15 protein-coding genes are annotated in these 15,761 nt (G+C 61.7%); 7 read left to right on the top strand and 8 right to left on the bottom strand.

The window, feature by feature from the left end; all coding sequences use genetic code 11:
* Nucleotides 1–56: 56 nt before the first annotated feature.
* The 8 genes from rseP to rpsB form a co-directional block, all read right to left on the bottom strand.
* A complete protein-coding gene (gene rseP, locus DGA31_RS00390; RefSeq protein ID WP_109511185.1) occupies nt 57–1,409 on the bottom strand; it encodes a sigma E protease regulator RseP in 1,353 nt (450 codons plus the stop codon).
* 106 nt (nt 1,410–1,515) lie between these two features.
* The gene (ispC, locus tag DGA31_RS00395) at nt 1,516–2,706 is read right to left on the bottom strand and encodes a 1-deoxy-D-xylulose-5-phosphate reductoisomerase (RefSeq protein WP_109511186.1); all 1,191 of its coding nucleotides are present in this window, start codon (nt 2,704–2,706) and stop codon (nt 1,516–1,518) included.
* Entirely contained in the window at nt 2,703–3,518 is an 816-nt protein-coding gene (locus tag DGA31_RS00400; protein WP_109511187.1) for a phosphatidate cytidylyltransferase, read from the bottom strand. Before DGA31_RS00400 ends, ispC begins: the two co-directional genes overlap by 4 nt.
* A complete protein-coding gene (uppS, locus tag DGA31_RS00405) occupies nt 3,518–4,273 on the bottom strand; it encodes a polyprenyl diphosphate synthase (protein ID WP_056834944.1) in 756 nt (251 codons plus the stop codon). Before uppS ends, DGA31_RS00400 begins: the two co-directional genes overlap by 1 nt.
* 16 nt (nt 4,274–4,289) lie before the next feature.
* Nucleotides 4,290–4,847: a ribosome recycling factor gene (frr, locus tag DGA31_RS00410; protein WP_056834942.1), complete on the bottom strand. Its 558-nt coding sequence runs from the start codon at nt 4,845–4,847 to the stop codon at nt 4,290–4,292.
* Nucleotides 4,847–5,587 (bottom strand): UMP kinase, encoded by a 741-nt coding sequence (pyrH, locus tag DGA31_RS00415; protein WP_056834940.1) that lies wholly within the window; start codon nt 5,585–5,587, stop codon nt 4,847–4,849. Before pyrH ends, frr begins: the two co-directional genes overlap by 1 nt.
* Before the next feature lie 201 nt (nt 5,588–5,788).
* The gene (gene tsf, locus DGA31_RS00420) at nt 5,789–6,652 is read right to left on the bottom strand and encodes a translation elongation factor Ts (RefSeq protein ID WP_056834938.1); all 864 of its coding nucleotides are present in this window, start codon (nt 6,650–6,652) and stop codon (nt 5,789–5,791) included.
* Nucleotides 6,653–6,842: 190 nt separating this feature from the next.
* A complete protein-coding gene (gene rpsB, locus DGA31_RS00425) occupies nt 6,843–7,583 on the bottom strand; it encodes a 30S ribosomal protein S2 (RefSeq protein WP_056834936.1) in 741 nt (246 codons plus the stop codon).
* 302 nt (nt 7,584–7,885) lie between these two features.
* Between rpsB and map the strand changes: the two genes are divergently transcribed.
* The 7 genes from map (at nt 7,886) to dapD (ending at nt 15,730) form a co-directional block, all read left to right on the top strand.
* Nucleotides 7,886–8,671, top strand: a complete 786-nt coding sequence (gene map / locus DGA31_RS00430; RefSeq protein ID WP_056834935.1) for a type I methionyl aminopeptidase — start codon at nt 7,886–7,888, stop codon at nt 8,669–8,671.
* 58 nt (nt 8,672–8,729) lie between these two features.
* The gene (locus DGA31_RS00435; RefSeq protein ID WP_109511188.1) at nt 8,730–11,426 is read left to right on the top strand and encodes a [protein-PII] uridylyltransferase; all 2,697 of its coding nucleotides are present in this window, start codon (nt 8,730–8,732) and stop codon (nt 11,424–11,426) included.
* A 63-nt stretch (nt 11,427–11,489) separates the two neighbouring features.
* On the top strand, nt 11,490–12,686 hold the full coding sequence (dapC, locus tag DGA31_RS00440; RefSeq protein WP_056834931.1) for a succinyldiaminopimelate transaminase: 1,197 nt from the start codon (nt 11,490–11,492) through the stop codon (nt 12,684–12,686).
* 129 nt (nt 12,687–12,815) lie between these two features.
* A complete protein-coding gene (locus tag DGA31_RS00445; RefSeq protein ID WP_109511189.1) occupies nt 12,816–13,634 on the top strand; it encodes a matrixin family metalloprotease in 819 nt (272 codons plus the stop codon).
* Nucleotides 13,635–13,740: 106 nt separating this feature from the next.
* On the top strand, nt 13,741–14,121 hold the full coding sequence (locus DGA31_RS00450; RefSeq protein ID WP_109511491.1) for a termination factor Rho: 381 nt from the start codon (nt 13,741–13,743) through the stop codon (nt 14,119–14,121).
* 181 nt (nt 14,122–14,302) lie between these two features.
* Nucleotides 14,303–14,650: an ArsC family reductase gene (locus tag DGA31_RS00455; RefSeq protein WP_056834928.1), complete on the top strand. Its 348-nt coding sequence runs from the start codon at nt 14,303–14,305 to the stop codon at nt 14,648–14,650.
* Nucleotides 14,651–14,695: 45 nt separating this feature from the next.
* Complete coding sequence (gene dapD, locus DGA31_RS00460) at nt 14,696–15,730, top strand: 2,3,4,5-tetrahydropyridine-2,6-dicarboxylate N-succinyltransferase (RefSeq protein WP_056834926.1); 1,035 nt, start codon at nt 14,696–14,698, stop codon at nt 15,728–15,730.
* Nucleotides 15,731–15,761: the final 31 nt, after the last annotated feature.

Raw genomic sequence — 15,761 nt, forward strand, 5'->3', positions numbered from 1 at the left:
ACTGGCAATAAACAAACTGCCGCCTCAGGCGGCAGATTCGCAATGGAGCGAAACTTTCAGAGTCGACCCAGATCGTTGACCAGTGCGAGCAACATGACGCCCACTACCAGACTGATACCAATCTGAACACCCCAACCCTGTACCTTTTCCGAAAGAGGACGCCCGCGGGCCCATTCGATCAGATAAAACAGCAAATGCCCCCCATCCAGTACTGGAATAGGCAGCAAATTGAGAACCCCCAGGCTTATGCTCAGATAAGCCAGGAAGTTCAGGAAGTCACCCACGCCCGACTGGGCCGAAGCGCCCGCCACTTTAGCAATGGTTATCGGTCCGCTCAAGTTTTTTACAGACAGCTCCCCGAACAACATTTTCTTCAACGATTCAAGCGTCAGCACGCTCATGGTCCAGGTGCGCCTGAAGCCTTCTGCCACCGCTTCCAGTGGTCCATAGCTGACTTCACGCAGCATCTCGGCCGGCCACTCGCCACCCTTGACGCCAGCCCCAAGGTAACCGGTGGCCGCCTCGCCTTCGCCGCGCGCCGCCAGGGTCAGGGGCACGACAACCGTGGCGCCATCACGCTCGACGGTCACGGCGATACGCGCATCGGGCCGCTCGCGCACCCAGTCGACCACCTGTTGCCACTCGCTCACCGGCTGCTCGTCCAGCGCCACCAGTCGATCACCGGTCTTCAGGCCGGCGGCCTGCGCGGGGCCCTTGCCATCAAGCTCGGCAAGCACCGGCGGCAAGGCCGGGCGCCAGGGCTGGATGCCCAGCGAGCGAATCGGATCAGGCTCTTCAGAGCCTTTGAGCCAGTCCTTGAGTACCAGTTGATGTGCGCTGTCGCTGCTCGCGCCTGGCTCGCGCACCGTGACATTGATGGTCCCGCTCTCACCCAGACGACGAACCAGCTGCAGGTTGACAGCCGACCAGCCGACGGTCGGCTTGCCGTCGACGGCCACGATTTCCTGGCCGGCATTCAGGCCGGCCAGTTGCGCAATGCTGTCAGGGGCCACGGTGCCGATGACCGGCTTGACCTGCTGACTGCCCAGCATGGCCAGCGCCCAGAAGAACACGATGGCCAGCAGGAAATTGGCAATCGGACCTGCCGCGACAATGGCGATACGCTGATAGACCGTCTTGCGATTGAACGACTGTTCGGCCATCTCGGCCGGCACATGCCCTTCGCGCTCGTCGAGCATCTTGACGTAGCCACCCAGCGGGATGGCCGCCACGACGAACTCGGTGCCCTGCCGGTCATGCCAGCGCACCAGCGGCATGCCGAAGCCCACCGAAAACCGCAAGACCTTCACGCCACAGCGACGTGCCACCCAGAAGTGGCCGAACTCATGGAACGTCACCAGCACACCCAGGGCCACCAGGGTCCCGAGGATCATATATAACGCACTCATTCAGTTTCTCCGGGGACCGGCTTGCCAGCCGGCATCAATCATTGAAGGCCTGTAAAGCCGCCCCTGACGCATCACCCGACCGTCCATGGATTGATCGCGCATGACTTCATTGCGCATGGCGCTCGAGCCATTGCGTGGCCAGCACCCGCGCCCGCGCATCCATCGCGAATACCGTTTCCAGCTCATTGAGCGCGACCACCGGCTCGCATGACAATACCGACTCGATGACGCCGGCAATCTGCAGATAGCCGATGCGCCCCTCGAGAAAGGCCGCCACCGCCACCTCATTGGCCGCATTGAGCATGGCCGGCGCACTGCCGCCCGCTTCTGCGGCCTGACGCGCCAGGCGCAGGCAAGGGAACCGCTGCTCGTCCGGCGCCTGGAAATCCAGTTGACCGATACGAAACAGGTCCAGCGGTGCCACGCCCGAATCGATACGCGCCGGCCACGCCAGGGCATTGGCAATGGGCGTACGCATGTCGGGGTTGCCGAGCTGGGCCAGTACCGAACCATCGACATAATCCACCAGCGAGTGGATCACACTTTGCGGATGGATGACCACCTCGACCTGATCGGGGCGCGCATCGAACAGCCAGCAGGCTTCGATCAGCTCCAGGCCCTTGTTCATCATGGTGGCCGAATCGACGGAAATCTTGCGCCCCATCGACCAGACCGGATGCGCACAGGCCTGCTCCGGCGTGACCGCCTGCAACTGCTCCAGCGGCGTCTGGCGAAACGGCCCACCGGAAGCGGTCAGAAGAATACGACGCACACCGATCGCGCCCAGGCCACGGGCAAAGTCCTGTGGCAGACACTGGAAGATCGCGTTGTGCTCGCTGTCGATCGGCAGCAGTACAGCGCCACTGCGCCGCACCGCCTGCATGAACAGCGCCCCGGACATCACCAGGGCCTCCTTGTTGGCCAGCAACACCTTCTTGCCCGCCTCGACCGCAGCCAGGGTCGGACGCAGCCCGGCCGCGCCCACGATGGCGGCCATCACCGCATCGACATCAGGGTGGGCGGCCACGTCGCACAGACCGCCCTCCCCCACCAGCACGCCGGTTTCAAGGCCGGCATCACGCAACTGCGCCTGCAGGCGACTGGCCGCCTCAGGCGTCGGCACCACGGCAAAACGTGGCCGGTGCACGATACACAACTGCAGCAGCTCATCGAGCCGTGCAAAGCCGGTCAGGGCAAACACCTGGTAACGATCGCGATGGCGCGCAATGACATCCAGCGTACTCAAGCCGATGGAGCCGGTCGCACCCAGCACGGTAATCTGTTGCGGCATGCTCACATCACACCCCAGTCAGCCGCCCACAGCAGCACGGCAAACACCGGAATCGCCGCCGTCAGGCTGTCGATACGGTCCAGCACGCCGCCATGGCCGGGCAGCAAGTTACTGCTGTCCTTGACCCCGGACTGGCGCTTGAACATGCTTTCGGTGAGGTCGCCCACCACGGAAATCAGGACGATGATGGCGGTCGCCAACAGCCCGGCGATGAACTGGCCGAACGACCAGTCGCGCATCACACCGACCACAAAGGTGATCGCCAGTGTGACCGCCAGCCCGCCATACACCCCTTCCCAGCTCTTGCCCGGACTGACCTTGGGCGCCAGCTTGCGCTTGCCCAGCGCCTTGCCGGTGAAATACGCCCCGATGTCGGCGGCCCAGACCAGCACCATCACCGACAGGATCAGCCAGTTGCCCAGCGGCCATTGCTTGAGCAGCACCAGGCCTTGCCAGGCCGGCAGCAGGATCAGCAGGCCGATCGCCAGCTTGCACACCGCACTGGCCCAATGATCGCTGGACGCGGGAAAGGTCAGCACCAGCCAGGTCGCCAGCAGCCACCAGATGACCGCAGCAGTCAGTACCCACGGCGCAAGCCCCGGCAGCAGGTACAACAGAAACAGCAGCACCGCGACGGTTGCAGCGTAGGCAATACGCATCGACTGGCTGGCAAAACCGGCCAGTCGTGCCCACTCCCAGCCACCCAGCACGACGACCAGGCCAATGAACAGGGCAAAGCTTGCCCCCTTGAGCAGGAAGAAGCCGCACAAGGCAATCGGCAACAGGATGAGGGCAGTGATAATCCGTTGTTTGAGCATCAGGCGCGGGCTCCGGCTTCAACCTGTTCGCTGGTCTTACCGAAGCGACGTTGGCGTGAAGCGAAATCGGCCAGCGCTGCGCGCATGGCGTCGTGTTTGAAGTCCGGCCAGAAAAGGTCGGAGAAATACAGCTCGGCATACGCCAGCTGCCAGAGCAGGAAATTGCTGACGCGCCGCTCGCCGCCGGTACGAATGCACAGGTCAGGCAACGGCAGATCACCGGTGGACAGGCAGGCCTGCAACAGCCCCGGCGTAATGTCCTCGGGCTGCAGATGCCCTGCCTGTACTTCGCGCGCCAGACGCTGGGCAGCCTGGGCAATATCCCACTGACCACCGTAATTGGCCGCAACCTGCAGGATAAAGCGGTCATTGCCGGCGGTACCCTGCTCGGCATCGCGCATGGCCGCCTGCAATTCAGGATGAAAGCGCGAGCGGTCACCGATGATGCGCAAGGAGATGGCGTTGTCGTTCAGGCGCCGCGTTTCGCGCCTCAAGGCAGTTAGAAACAGTTCCATCAATGCCCCGACCTCATCGGCCGGCCGCTGCCAGTTCTCGCTGGAGAACGCAAACAGGGTGAGCACCTCGACCTTGGCCTCGGCACACACCTCAATGACCGCACGCACGGCATCCACACCGGCCTTGTGCCCGGCGACACCGGGCAGCAGGCGTTTCTTCGCCCAGCGATTGTTACCATCCATGATGATCGCGACGTGTCGCGGCACCGAAGACAGTGCCGCTTGCTTGGTCTTTTCCATTAAAACGCACCGAGCCCTATACGGCCATCAGGTCGGCTTCTTTCTGCTTGACGGCCACTTCGATCTCGGCGACGAACTTGTCAGTCAGCTTCTGGATCTCTTCAGCCGCACGACGCTCTTCGTCTTCGCTGATTTCCTTTTCCTTGACCAGATCCTTGTACTGGCTCAACGCATCACGGCGAATGTTGCGCACCGCTACACGGGCATCTTCAGCCGCATCACGCGCCTGTTTGGTGAAACCCTTGCGGGTTTCTTCGGTCAGGGCCGGCATCGAAATCAGCAGCAGCTCACCCAGGTTGGTCGGGTTCAGGTTCAAGCCGGCACTGCCGATGGCCTTGTCGACCGCGCCCAGCATGTTGCGCTCGAACGCCACCACTTGCAGGGTGCGTGCATCCTTGACCGTGATATTGGCAACCTGCTTGATTGGCGTATCGTTGCCGTAGTAAGGCACCATTACCCCTTCCAGGATGCTGGGGTGAGCCTTGCCGGTACGGATACGGCCGAATGCATGGCCCAGGGACTCCAGGCTTTTCTGCATGCGCTCCTGGGCGTCCTTCTTGATTTCGTTGATCATTATTGAACTTCCTCGATCAGGGTGCCTTCAGCGCCACCGTGCACAATATTGAGCAGGGCGCCAGGTTTGTTCATGTTGAAGACGCGCAACGGCATCTTGTGGTCGCGGCACAGGCAGATGGCGGTCAGGTCCATGACACCCAGCTTGCGATCCAGCACTTCATCGTAAGTCAGATGATCGAACTTCTCGGCATTGGGGTCCTTGAACGGATCGGCAGTGTAGACACCATCGACCTTGGTCGCCTTGAGCACGACGTCGGCATCGATTTCGATGGCCCGCAGGCAGGCGGCCGAATCGGTGGTGAAGAACGGGTTGCCGGTGCCGGCGGCGAAGATGACCACTTCCTTGGCGCTCAGGTGGCGCATGGCCTTGCGACGATCGTAATGATCGGTCACCCCGACCATGGAAATGGCGGACATCACGATGGCTGTGATATTGGCACGCTCCAGCGCATCGCGCATGGCCAGTGCGTTCATCACGGTGGCCAGCATGCCCATGTGATCGCCGGTGACCCGGTCCATGCCGGCCGCACTGAGGGCCGCACCACGGAACAGGTTGCCACCGCCGATGACCAGCCCGACCTGTACACCGATACCTACCAGCTGACCCACTTCAAGCGCCATGCGATCAAGCACTTTGGGGTCGATTCCGAATTCCTCGGAGCCCATCAGGGCCTCGCCGCTAAGCTTGAGTAGAATGCGTTTATAGCGAGCCTGATGACCACTGCTCTGCTGAGCCATTGCGAATCTCTCCTGCGGCGTTACTTGATAATGAAATCCGTGCAGGCACCAGGGCCTGCGTCAACTCTAGTCCGGCACCCTGAAGGCGCCAGAAAATGCTGCCTTGCAGACTGTTTCTGCGAGAAAAAATTCCCTTTTCTTCTTTGAAAAAGAGGCCGCGCGCATGTGCGGGCAGCCTCTCTTGCGACGTGTGAAACCGTCTTACTTCTTGCTGGCAGCGACTTGAGCAGCCACTTCTTCAGCGAAGTTGTCGACTGGCTTCTCGATGCCTTCGCCCACTTTGAAGTAGGTGAAGGAAACGATTTCGGCGCCGGCTTTCTTGGCCAGTTCACCGACCTTGATTTCCGGGTTCTTGACGAACGCTTGCTCGACCAGGCTGGCTTCGGCCAGGAACTTGGTGATACGACCCTTCACCATGTTCTCGACGATGTTTTCCGGCTTGCCGGCGATCTTGTCAGCGTTCAGCTGCAGGAAAACGCCCTTCTCGCGCTCGATCGCTTCAGCCGAAACTTCCGACGGCAGCAGGAACTCAGGGTTGGTCGCCGCCACGTGCATGGCGATGTCCTTGGCCAGCTCGCTGTCGCCGCCCTTGAGGACGACAACCACGCCGATCTTGTTGCCGTGCAGGTACGAACCCAGCACGTCGCCTTCAACACGGGCCAGACGGCGGATGTTGACGTTCTCGCCAGTCTTGCCGACCAGGACCAGACGCGCTTCTTCCTGTGCGGCGATCAGCGGCTCGACAGTGGTCAGCTTCTCGGCAAAGGCTTTTTCGACGCTGGCAGCAACGAATGCCTTGAAGTCGTCTTGCAGGGCCAGGAAGTCGGTCTGCGAGTTGACTTCCAGCAGGACAGCGGCTTTACCGTCGTCCTTGATGGCGATCGCGCCTTCAGCAGCGACGTTGCCGGCTTTCTTGGCAGCCTTGATGGCGCCGGAAGCACGCATGTCGTCGATTGCTTTCTCGATGTCGCCGCCAGCCTTGGTCAAGGCTTTTTTGCAATCCATCATGCCTTCGCCGGTACGCTCGCGCAGTTCTTTGACCAGCGCCGCAGTAATCTCTGCCATTTCAAAATCCTCTTGGAAAGGTCTTAAACCAAACCACCCGAACGTGCGGGTGTTCAAATTCTTGGAAAACCATCGTGACAGTCACAGATGACAAGCAGACCGTGACCTGGTCACTGGATGTTTTCCGAGGTGGCAAAAAGGGGGCCTAGCCCCCTTTTTGCGCACTGAGTCAACGCCTGGCGTTGGCTACTCAGCCTTCTACAGCAGCAGTCTGCGCTTCTTCAACGTAGACTTCGGTGCCGCCGGCAACGTTGTTGCGGCCACGGATGACGGCGTCAGCCATCGAACCCATGTACAGCTGAACGGCGCGAATGGCGTCGTCGTTACCTGGAATCACGAAATCAACGCCTTCCGGGCTGCTGTTGGTATCGACGATGCCGATAACAGGAATGCCCAGCTTGTTGGCTTCGGTGATTGCGATGCGCTCGTGATCAACGTCGATGACGAACAGGGCATCAGGCAGGCCGCCCATGTCCTTGATACCACCCAGGCTGCGATCCAGTTTTTCCAGATCACGGGTGCGCATCAGCGCTTCTTTCTTGGTCAGCTTGGCGAAGGTGCCATCTTCGGCCTGGATTTCCAGGTCGCGCAGACGCTTGATCGACTGACGGATGGTCTTGAAGTTGGTCAGCATGCCGCCCAACCAGCGATGGTCGACGTACGGCGAACCGCAACGTGCTGCTTCCTCGGAAACGATCTTGCCGACGGAACGCTTGGTGCCGACGAACAGGATCTTGTTCTTGCCCGAGGCCAGACGCTCTACGAAAGCCAGGGCTTCGTTGAACAGTGGCAGGGTTTTTTCGAGGTTGATGATGTGGATCTTGTTGCGCGCGCCGAAAATGTACTTGCCCATTTTCGGGTTCCAGTAACGGGTCTGGTGGCCGAAGTGCACACCGGCCTTCAGCATATCGCGCATATTGACTTGGGACATGATAGTTCCTTGATAAGTCGGGTTAGGCCTCCACGCATCCCAATGACCAACCAGAGGCATTGCCCAAGGCACCCAGGTCATCGTGTCGATACGTGTGTGGGTTAGTGCCCTGCGGGTGACCCCTGCAAAGCGGCGCACTTTATATCACAAAAGCCTGACAAACAAAACCGCACATTTTTCCGGCCTTTCAGCCGGCGCCAGCGCCGCCACCGCAAGCCCATCGCCACTGCCCGCACGACGGTCTGTTAGAATCACTGTTTTCCGTATTTTCAAGCCGCATGCGGCTTCCTGAGAGAGCGTGTATGACTGTCAGCATCAAAAACCACGAAGACATCGAAAAGATGCGGATTGCCGGCCGCCTGGCCGCCGATGTACTGGAGATGATCGAGCCTTACGTAAAGCCGGGCGTTACCACCGATGAGCTCAACACCCTGTGTCACGACTACATCGTCAACGTCCAGCAGGCCATCCCTGCGCCGCTCAACTACAAGGGTTTCCCGAAGTCGATCTGCACCTCGATCAACCACGTGGTGTGCCACGGCATCCCCGGCAGCAAGCGACTCAAGAAAGGCGATGCGCTGAACATTGACGTCACCGTCATCAAGGACGGCTACTTCGGCGACACCAGCAAGATGTTCCACGTCGGCCCGGTTGCCCAATGGGTCGAACGCCTGTCGCGCATCACCCAGGAATGCCTCTATAAAGGCATCGAAGTCGTACGGCCCGGTGCACACCTGGGCGACATTGGCGCGGTGATCCAGCAGCATGCCGAGAAGAACGGCTTTTCCGTGGTGACGGAATACTGCGGCCATGGCATCGGCAAGATCTTTCATGAGGAACCGCAGGTGATGCATTATGGCGAGGCCGGCACCGGCCTTGAACTGGTTGAAGGCATGACCTTCACCATCGAGCCGATGATCAACCAGGGCCGCGCCGATACCCACTTGCTGGCCGATGGCTGGACCGCCGTGACCAAGGACCACAAGCTGTCGGCCCAATGGGAGCACACCCTGCTGGTCACCGCCGACGGCTACGAAATCTTCACGTTGCGCAGCGACGAAACCTTTCCGCGCACCAACGCCCGCTAAGGCAGGCCGCTCGATGCCTTGCAGCATTTGCCGATAACCCAGAAGGAAAGCAGTTGCCATGCCGCAGGTGGATCCTGATTTGTTCGATCGCGGCCAGTTCCAGGCCGAACTGGCCCTGAAGGCCAGCCCCATCGCCGCCTTCAAGAAAGCCATCCGCCATGCACGCGAGGTGCTCGATGAGCGCTTTCGCTCCGGCCGGGACATTCGCCGCCTGATCGAGGACCGCGCCTGGTTCGTCGACAACATCCTGCAGCAGGCCTGGGGCCAGTTCGACTGGAGCCGGCAGGCCGAGATCGCCCTGCTGGCGGTCGGCGGCTACGGGCGTGGCGAACTGCACCCCTACTCGGACATCGACCTGCTGATCCTGCTGGACAACGATGACCACGAGCTGTTTCGCGACTCCATCGAGCGCTTTCTGACCCTGCTGTGGGACATTGGCCTGGAAGTCGGGCAAAGCGTGCGTTCGGTCAATGAGTGCGCCGTCGAGGCCCGGGCCGATCTGACGGTAATCACCAACCTGATGGAAAGCCGTACCATTTCCGGCCCCGAGCCACTGCGCCAGCGCATGCTCGAAGTCACCAGCACCACACACATGTGGCCGAGCAAGGACTTCTTCCTGGCCAAGCGCGCCGAACAGCGCGCCCGGCACCACAAGTACAACGACACCGAATACAACCTGGAGCCCAACGTCAAGGGCTCCCCGGGCGGCCTGCGCGATATCCAGACCATCCTCTGGGTCGCCCGGCGCCAGTACGGCACCCTGAACCTGCACGCCCTGGCTGGCGAAGGCTTTTTGCTTGAAAGCGAAAACAACCTGCTGGCCTCTTCCCAGGAATTCATCTGGAAGGTGCGCTATGCCCTGCACATGCTGGCCGGTCGCGCCGAAGACCGCCTGTTGTTCGATCACCAGCGCACCATCGCCGCCTTGCTGGGCTATCAGGACAACGACGGCAAGCGTGCCATCGAACGCTTCATGCAAAAGTACTACCGGGTGGTCATGAGCATCGCCCAGTTGAGCGACCTGATCATCCAGCATTTCGAAGAAGTGATCCTCAGCGAGGATGACGGCAGCACCCAGCCGGTCAACTCGCGCTTCCAGTTGCATGATGGCTACATCGAGGCCACCCACGCCAACGTCTTCAAGCGCACCCCGTTTGCCATCATCGAAATCTTTGTATTGATGGCCCAGCGTCCGGACATCAAGGGCGTGCGCGCCAACACCATCCGCCTGCTGCGCGAACACCGGCACCTGATCAACGACGATTTCCGCAACGACATTCGCAACACCAGCCTGTTCATCGAGCTGTTCAAGTGCGAGACCGGCATCCACCGCAACCTGCGGCGCATGAACCGCTATGGCATCCTGGGCCTGTACCTGCCGGAGTTCGGGCACATCGTGGGGCAGATGCAGCATGACCTGTTCCACATCTATACGGTGGACGCCCACACCCTCAACCTCATCAAGCACCTGCGCAAGCTGCAGTACACCGAGGTTTCCGAGAAATTCCCGCTGGCCAGCAAGATCATGGGGCGACTGCCCAAGCCCGAACTGATCTACCTGGCCGGGCTGTACCACGACATCGGCAAGGGCCGCGGCGGCGACCACTCGGAACTGGGCGCGGTGGATGCCGAGGCATTCGGCGTGCGCCACCAGTTGCCGGTCTGGGATACGCGACTCATCGTCTGGCTGGTCAGCCATCACCTGGTGATGTCCACCACGGCGCAGCGCAAGGACCTTTCCGACCCGCAGGTGATCCACGATTTTGCCCTGTTCGTCGGCGACGAAGTGCACCTGGACTACCTGTACGTGCTGACCGTGGCCGACATCAACGCGACCAACCCGACGTTGTGGAACTCCTGGCGCGCCAGCCTGCTGCGCCAGCTTTACACCGAGACCAAGCGCGCCCTGCGTCGCGGCCTGGAAAACCCGGTCGACCGCGAAGAGCAGATCCGACGCACCCAGACGGCCGCGCTGGACATCCTGGTGCGCAACGGCACCGACCCGGACGATGTCGAGCAATTGTGGTCGGGCCTGGGCGATGACTATTTCCTGCGCCACACCGCAGGCGACGTGGCCTGGCACAGCGACGCGATCCTCCAGCAACCGACCGACGGCGGCCCGCTGGTGCTGATCAAGGAAACCACCCAGCGCGAATTCGAAGGGGCCACGCAGATCTTCATCTATGCGCCGGACCAGCACGACTTCTTCGCCGTGACCGTGGCAGCCATGGACCAGTTGAACCTCAACATCCATGATGCACGCATCATCACCTCCAGCAGCCGCTTCACCCTGGACACCTACGTGGTGCTCGACAGCGACGGCGGCTCGATCGGCAACAACCCCGAGCGCATCGAACAGATCCGCCACGGCCTGACCGAAGCCCTGCACAACCCCGACGACTACCCGACCATCATCAAGCGCCGGGTGCCGCGCCAGCTCAAGCACTTTGCCTTTGCCCCACAAGTCACCATCCACAACGATGCCCAGCGTCCGGTCACGGTGCTGGAATTGCTGGCGCCCGACCGCCCGGGCCTGCTGGCACGGATCGGCAAGATCTTCCTGGAGTTCGACCTGTCGCTGCAGAACGCCAAGATTGCCACGCTGGGCGAACGGGTCGAGGACGTGTTCTTTATCACCGACGCCAACAACCAGCCACTGTCGGACCCGCAGTTGTGCCTGCGCCTGCAGGAAGCCATTACCGAACAGCTGAGCGTCACCCGCGAGCCCGAAGTGGGGTTTCGCCTGAGCATCTGATCGAGGGCGCCCGCCTGCCGGGCGCCATGCACCTTGAGTTTTCTGCGCCTTGAGAGCCGAAACATGAACAACGCCATGCAACTGCTTCAGCCCTACCCGTTCGAGAAACTGCGCGCCCTGCTCGGCAGCGTGACGCCCAACCCGGACAAGCGCCCGATCGCCCTGTCCATTGGCGAACCCAAGCACACCTCACCGGCGTTCGTGGCCCAGGCCCTGGTCGATAACCTCGACAAGATGGCCGTCTACCCCACTACACTCGGCGTCCCGGCCTTGCGCGAAGCGATAGGCCACTGGTGCGAGCGGCGCTTTGGCGTACCCGAGGGCTGGATCGACCCGGCCCGTCATGTGCTGCCGGTCAATGGCACCCGCGAGGCGCTGTTCGCCTTTACCCAGACCGTAGTCAACCGCGAAGCCAACGGCCTGGTGGTCAGCCCCAATCCGTTCTACCAGATCTACGAGGGCGCCGCCCTGCTGGCCGGTGCCCAGCCGCACTACCTGCCCTGCCTGAGCGAACATGGCTTCAATCCTGATTTCGACGCCGTGCCGGCCGAGATCTGGCAGCGCTGCCAGATTCTGTTCCTGTGCTCGCCGGGCAACCCGACCGGCGCCTTGATTCCGGTCGACACCCTGAAAAAGCTGATCGCCCTGGCCGACCAGTACGACTTCGTGATCGCCAGCGACGAGTGCTACAGCGAGCTGTACTTCGACGAAGCCACCCCGCCACCAGGCCTGCTCAGCGCCTGCGCCGAGCTGGGCCGCCAGGACTTCAAGCGGTGTGTGGTGTTCCACAGCCTGTCCAAACGCTCCAACCTGCCGGGCCTGCGTTCGGGCTTCGTGGCCGGCGATGCCGAGATCCTCAAGGCCTTTTTGCTGTACCGCACCTACCACGGCTGCGCCATGCCGGTGCAGACCCAACTGGCCAGCGTGGCCGCCTGGAACGACGAAGCCCATGTGCTCGCCAACCGTGACCTGTACCGCGAGAAGTTCGATGCGGTGCTGGACATCCTCAGCCCGGTGCTCGACGTGCAGCGGCCCGACGGCAGCTTCTACCTGTGGCCGAACGTCGGTGGCGATGACGCCGCCTTCTGCCGCGACCTTTACCTGGAGCAGCATGTGACCGTAGTACCGGGCTCATACCTGTCGCGTGACGTCGACGGCTTCAACCCTGGCGCCGGCCGCGTGCGCCTGGCCCTGGTCGCGCCACTGGCCGAGTGCGTCGAAGCCGCCGAGCGGATTCGCGCCTTCATCAATAACCGCTGAGCCATAGCTTTATATACCGCCGGCATCAGGCCGGTCGGCCTTACCGTTGTCGTTCGTCGCGCTGCCCTCTTCACCGGGCAGCGCGCCCTTGACCACAACGCGGAACCCTCCAGGGTTCAAGAGGCCTGCATGACCGACTCACCACCGCTCGACCCCCGTTTGTTGCTGCGCTGCGCCCTGCGCGAAGCCGAGGATTACCACGCCTCCCATGCAACAGCGATCAAGGAAAACCCGGACAATGGCGCCATTGACCCCACCGATGAAGCCGACGCAACCCAGGCGCCTGGCCAGCCTCGCCTGCTGATTGCCTTCAATAAATACTGGGCTCGCGGGCGCACCCTGACCATCCGCTTCCTGCAAGACCCGCCGGACTTCATCACCGGACCGATCATTGCCGCAGCCAATCAATGGCTGGCGCACGCCAACCTGAAATTCGATTTCGTAGCCCACGGGCCTAGCGATATCCGCATCGGCTTTAACGAACACTTGAACTGGAGCGAACTGGGCACCGATGCATTGTTGATTGCTCAGGACCAGCCGACCATGGAACTCAACGTCCGGGAGCTGTTCGACGATAAAATCCAGCCCCTGCCGGAACTGCCGCGCATCGTGCTGCACGAATTCGGCCACGCGCTGGGTGCCGTCCATGAGCACCAGCACCCCAGGGCCAACATTCCCTGGAACATCCCGCTGCTCACCGCCCTGCTCAAGCAGGTGGGCTACAGCGAAGCCTTGATCCAGAAGAATTTCCTCGAGCACTACGAGGCAGCCGACTTCAAGCATGCCGCCTATGACCGCGACTCGGTCATGCACTTCGACATCCCCAATGGCCTGACCCTGGGCGACTTTGAAGTCCTCAACATCGGCAAGACCCTGAGCGCCGGCGACATCCAGATGATGAGGTCCGTGTACCCGGACCGTAGCAGTTCGAAATATGGCGGCGCATGACCGGCAACCATTCGTCTGCCCGATTGCACTTGCAAGGCGCCTGGCATTTCACACGTGAACGGCCCAAGAGGGCTTGTTTCCTGTAATCAGACTCAAGGTGATCGCCATGCCAGTCGCAAGCAAGGATAAATACACGGCCAAGCAGAAGCGCAAGGCCCAACACATCGAAGAAAGCTACGAGCACAAGGGAATGCCGGAGGATCAGGCCCAGGCGCGGGCCTGGGCCACGGTGAACAAACAGTCGGGCGGTGGTGAAAAGGCCGGCGGGTCCGGCACAGATACCTCCGGCCGAGAAAAACAGACCGCCCGCTCGGACTCGGCCAAACGCGCCGCCCAGACGCGCAAGGGGCATGCGCGCACCTCCCCGGAGTCACTGCAAAGCCAGACCCGCGAGAGCCTGATGAAAGAGGCACGCAGCCAGGACATTCGTGGCCGCTCGCGCATGACCAAGGCGCAGCTCATAGAAGCCTTGAGCCACGCCGGCTAAATCACGCCCCTCCACGCCCGGACCCTGCTGCCATGGCCGGGCCGTCCTGCGTGATGTCCGGACACGATCTGCCCCCTGACAGCCTGAGCGCGCAATCGAGCGACGTGGCATAATCACGGGCTGAATTTTGCGGAGGCAATGGGGGACGTTTCGGGAAAGGCCGACTACCCTATAGGAATCAATGGCTTACACTCTCTACGGCATTAAAGCCTGCGACACCATGAAAAAAGCCCGTACCTGGCTCGAAGAACATGCCGTGGGCCATGATTTTCATGACTACAAGAAAGAGGGCATCGACCGTGAACACCTGACGCAGTGGTGTGACGAACACGGTTGGCAAGTGGTCCTCAACCGTGCCGGCACGACGTTTCGCAAGCTCGACGAGGCGCAGAAGAACGACCTCGACCAGGCCCGCGCAATTGAACTGATGCTGGCACAACCGTCGATGATCAAGCGTCCCGTGCTCGATCTCGGCAACCGAACCCTGATTGGTTTCAAACCGCAATTGTATGCGGCGGCGTTGCAGTAAGCCCGAGCGCTGCTGACAACCCCCGATCACTCAAGAGGAATGTGCATGTCCACCACCCTGTTCAGCCTGGCCTTCGGCGTCGGCACTCAAAACCGTCAAGGCACCTGGCTGGAAGTCTTCTACGCCCAACCCCTGATCAATCCGTCGGCCGAACTGGTCGCGGCCGTCACCCCGCTGCTGGGCTATACCGGCGGCAACCAGGCCATCACCTTCAACACCGACCTGGCCTCGAAACTGGCCGACGCGCTCAAGCCGGTCGATGCCGCCCAGGCCGCACTGCTGACCCGTCTGGCCGAAAGCCACAAGCCGCTGGTTGCCACCGTCCTGGCTGAAGACGCCGCCCTGACCTCGACCCCTGAGGCCTACCTGAAGCTGCACCTGCTGTCGCACCGCCTGGCCAAGCCGCACGGCCTGAGCCTGGCCGGCATCTTCCCGCTGCTGCCGAACGTGGCCTGGACCAGCCAGGGCGCCATCGATCTGGCCGAACTGGCCGAGCGTCAGCTCGAAGCACGCCTGAAAGGCGAGCTGCTGGAAGTGTTCTCGGTCGACAAATTCCCGAAAATGACCGACTACGTCGTGCCGAGCGGTGTGCGCATCGCCGACAGCGCCCGTGTGCGCCTGGGCGCCTACATCGGTGAAGGCACCACCGTGATGCACGAAGGTTTCGTCAACTTCAACGGCGGCACCGAAGGCCCGGGCATGATCGAAGGCCGTGTTTCGGCCGGTGTGTTCGTCGGCAAGGGCTCGGACCTGGGCGGCGGCTGCTCGACCATGGGCACCCTGTCCGGCGGCGGCAATATCGTCATCAAGGTCGGTGAAGGCTGCCTGATCGGCGCCAACGCCGGTATCGGCATTCCGCTGGGCGACCGCAACACCGTCGAGGCCGGCCTGTACATCACCGCCGGCACCAAGGTTGCGCTGCTCGACGAACACAACGAACTGGTCAAAGTGGTCAAGGCCCGTGACCTGGCCGGCCAGGCCGACCTGCTGTTCCGTCGCAACTCGCAGACCGGCGCCGTGGAATGCAAGACCCACAAGTCGGCCATCGAGCTGAACGAAGCACTGCACGCTCACAACTGATGTTATCGGCGCGGCGGTCCCGGCGGCATTA

The organism is Pseudomonas ovata, assembly GCF_003131185.1.
Taxonomy (GTDB): Bacteria; Pseudomonadota; Gammaproteobacteria; order Pseudomonadales; family Pseudomonadaceae; genus Aquipseudomonas; species Aquipseudomonas ovata.

Bases quoted from the DNA above. Each gene is read 5' to 3' on its own strand.
- dapD (WP_056834926.1), top strand. From the start codon at position 14,696: ATGTCCACCACCCTGTTCAGCCTGGCCTTCGGCGTCGGCACTCAAAAC.
- dapC (WP_056834931.1), top strand. From the start codon at position 11,490: ATGAACAACGCCATGCAACTGCTTCAGCCCTACCCGTTCGAGAAACTG.
- DGA31_RS00455 (WP_056834928.1), top strand. From the start codon at position 14,303: ATGGCTTACACTCTCTACGGCATTAAAGCCTGCGACACCATGAAAAAA.
- DGA31_RS00450 (WP_109511491.1), top strand. From the start codon at position 13,741: ATGCCAGTCGCAAGCAAGGATAAATACACGGCCAAGCAGAAGCGCAAG.
- uppS (WP_056834944.1), bottom strand. From the start codon at position 4,273: ATGGAAAAGACCAAGCAAGCGGCACTGTCTTCGGTGCCGCGACACGTC.
- DGA31_RS00445 (WP_109511189.1), top strand. From the start codon at position 12,816: ATGACCGACTCACCACCGCTCGACCCCCGTTTGTTGCTGCGCTGCGCC.
- map (WP_056834935.1), top strand. From the start codon at position 7,886: ATGACTGTCAGCATCAAAAACCACGAAGACATCGAAAAGATGCGGATT.
- tsf (WP_056834938.1), bottom strand. From the start codon at position 6,652: ATGGCAGAGATTACTGCGGCGCTGGTCAAAGAACTGCGCGAGCGTACC.
- DGA31_RS00400 (WP_109511187.1), bottom strand. From the start codon at position 3,518: ATGCTCAAACAACGGATTATCACTGCCCTCATCCTGTTGCCGATTGCC.
- rseP (WP_109511185.1), bottom strand. From the start codon at position 1,409: ATGAGTGCGTTATATATGATCCTCGGGACCCTGGTGGCCCTGGGTGTG.
- DGA31_RS00435 (WP_109511188.1), top strand. From the start codon at position 8,730: ATGCCGCAGGTGGATCCTGATTTGTTCGATCGCGGCCAGTTCCAGGCC.
- pyrH (WP_056834940.1), bottom strand. From the start codon at position 5,587: ATGGCTCAGCAGAGCAGTGGTCATCAGGCTCGCTATAAACGCATTCTA.
- frr (WP_056834942.1), bottom strand. From the start codon at position 4,847: ATGATCAACGAAATCAAGAAGGACGCCCAGGAGCGCATGCAGAAAAGC.
- rpsB (WP_056834936.1), bottom strand. From the start codon at position 7,583: ATGTCCCAAGTCAATATGCGCGATATGCTGAAGGCCGGTGTGCACTTC.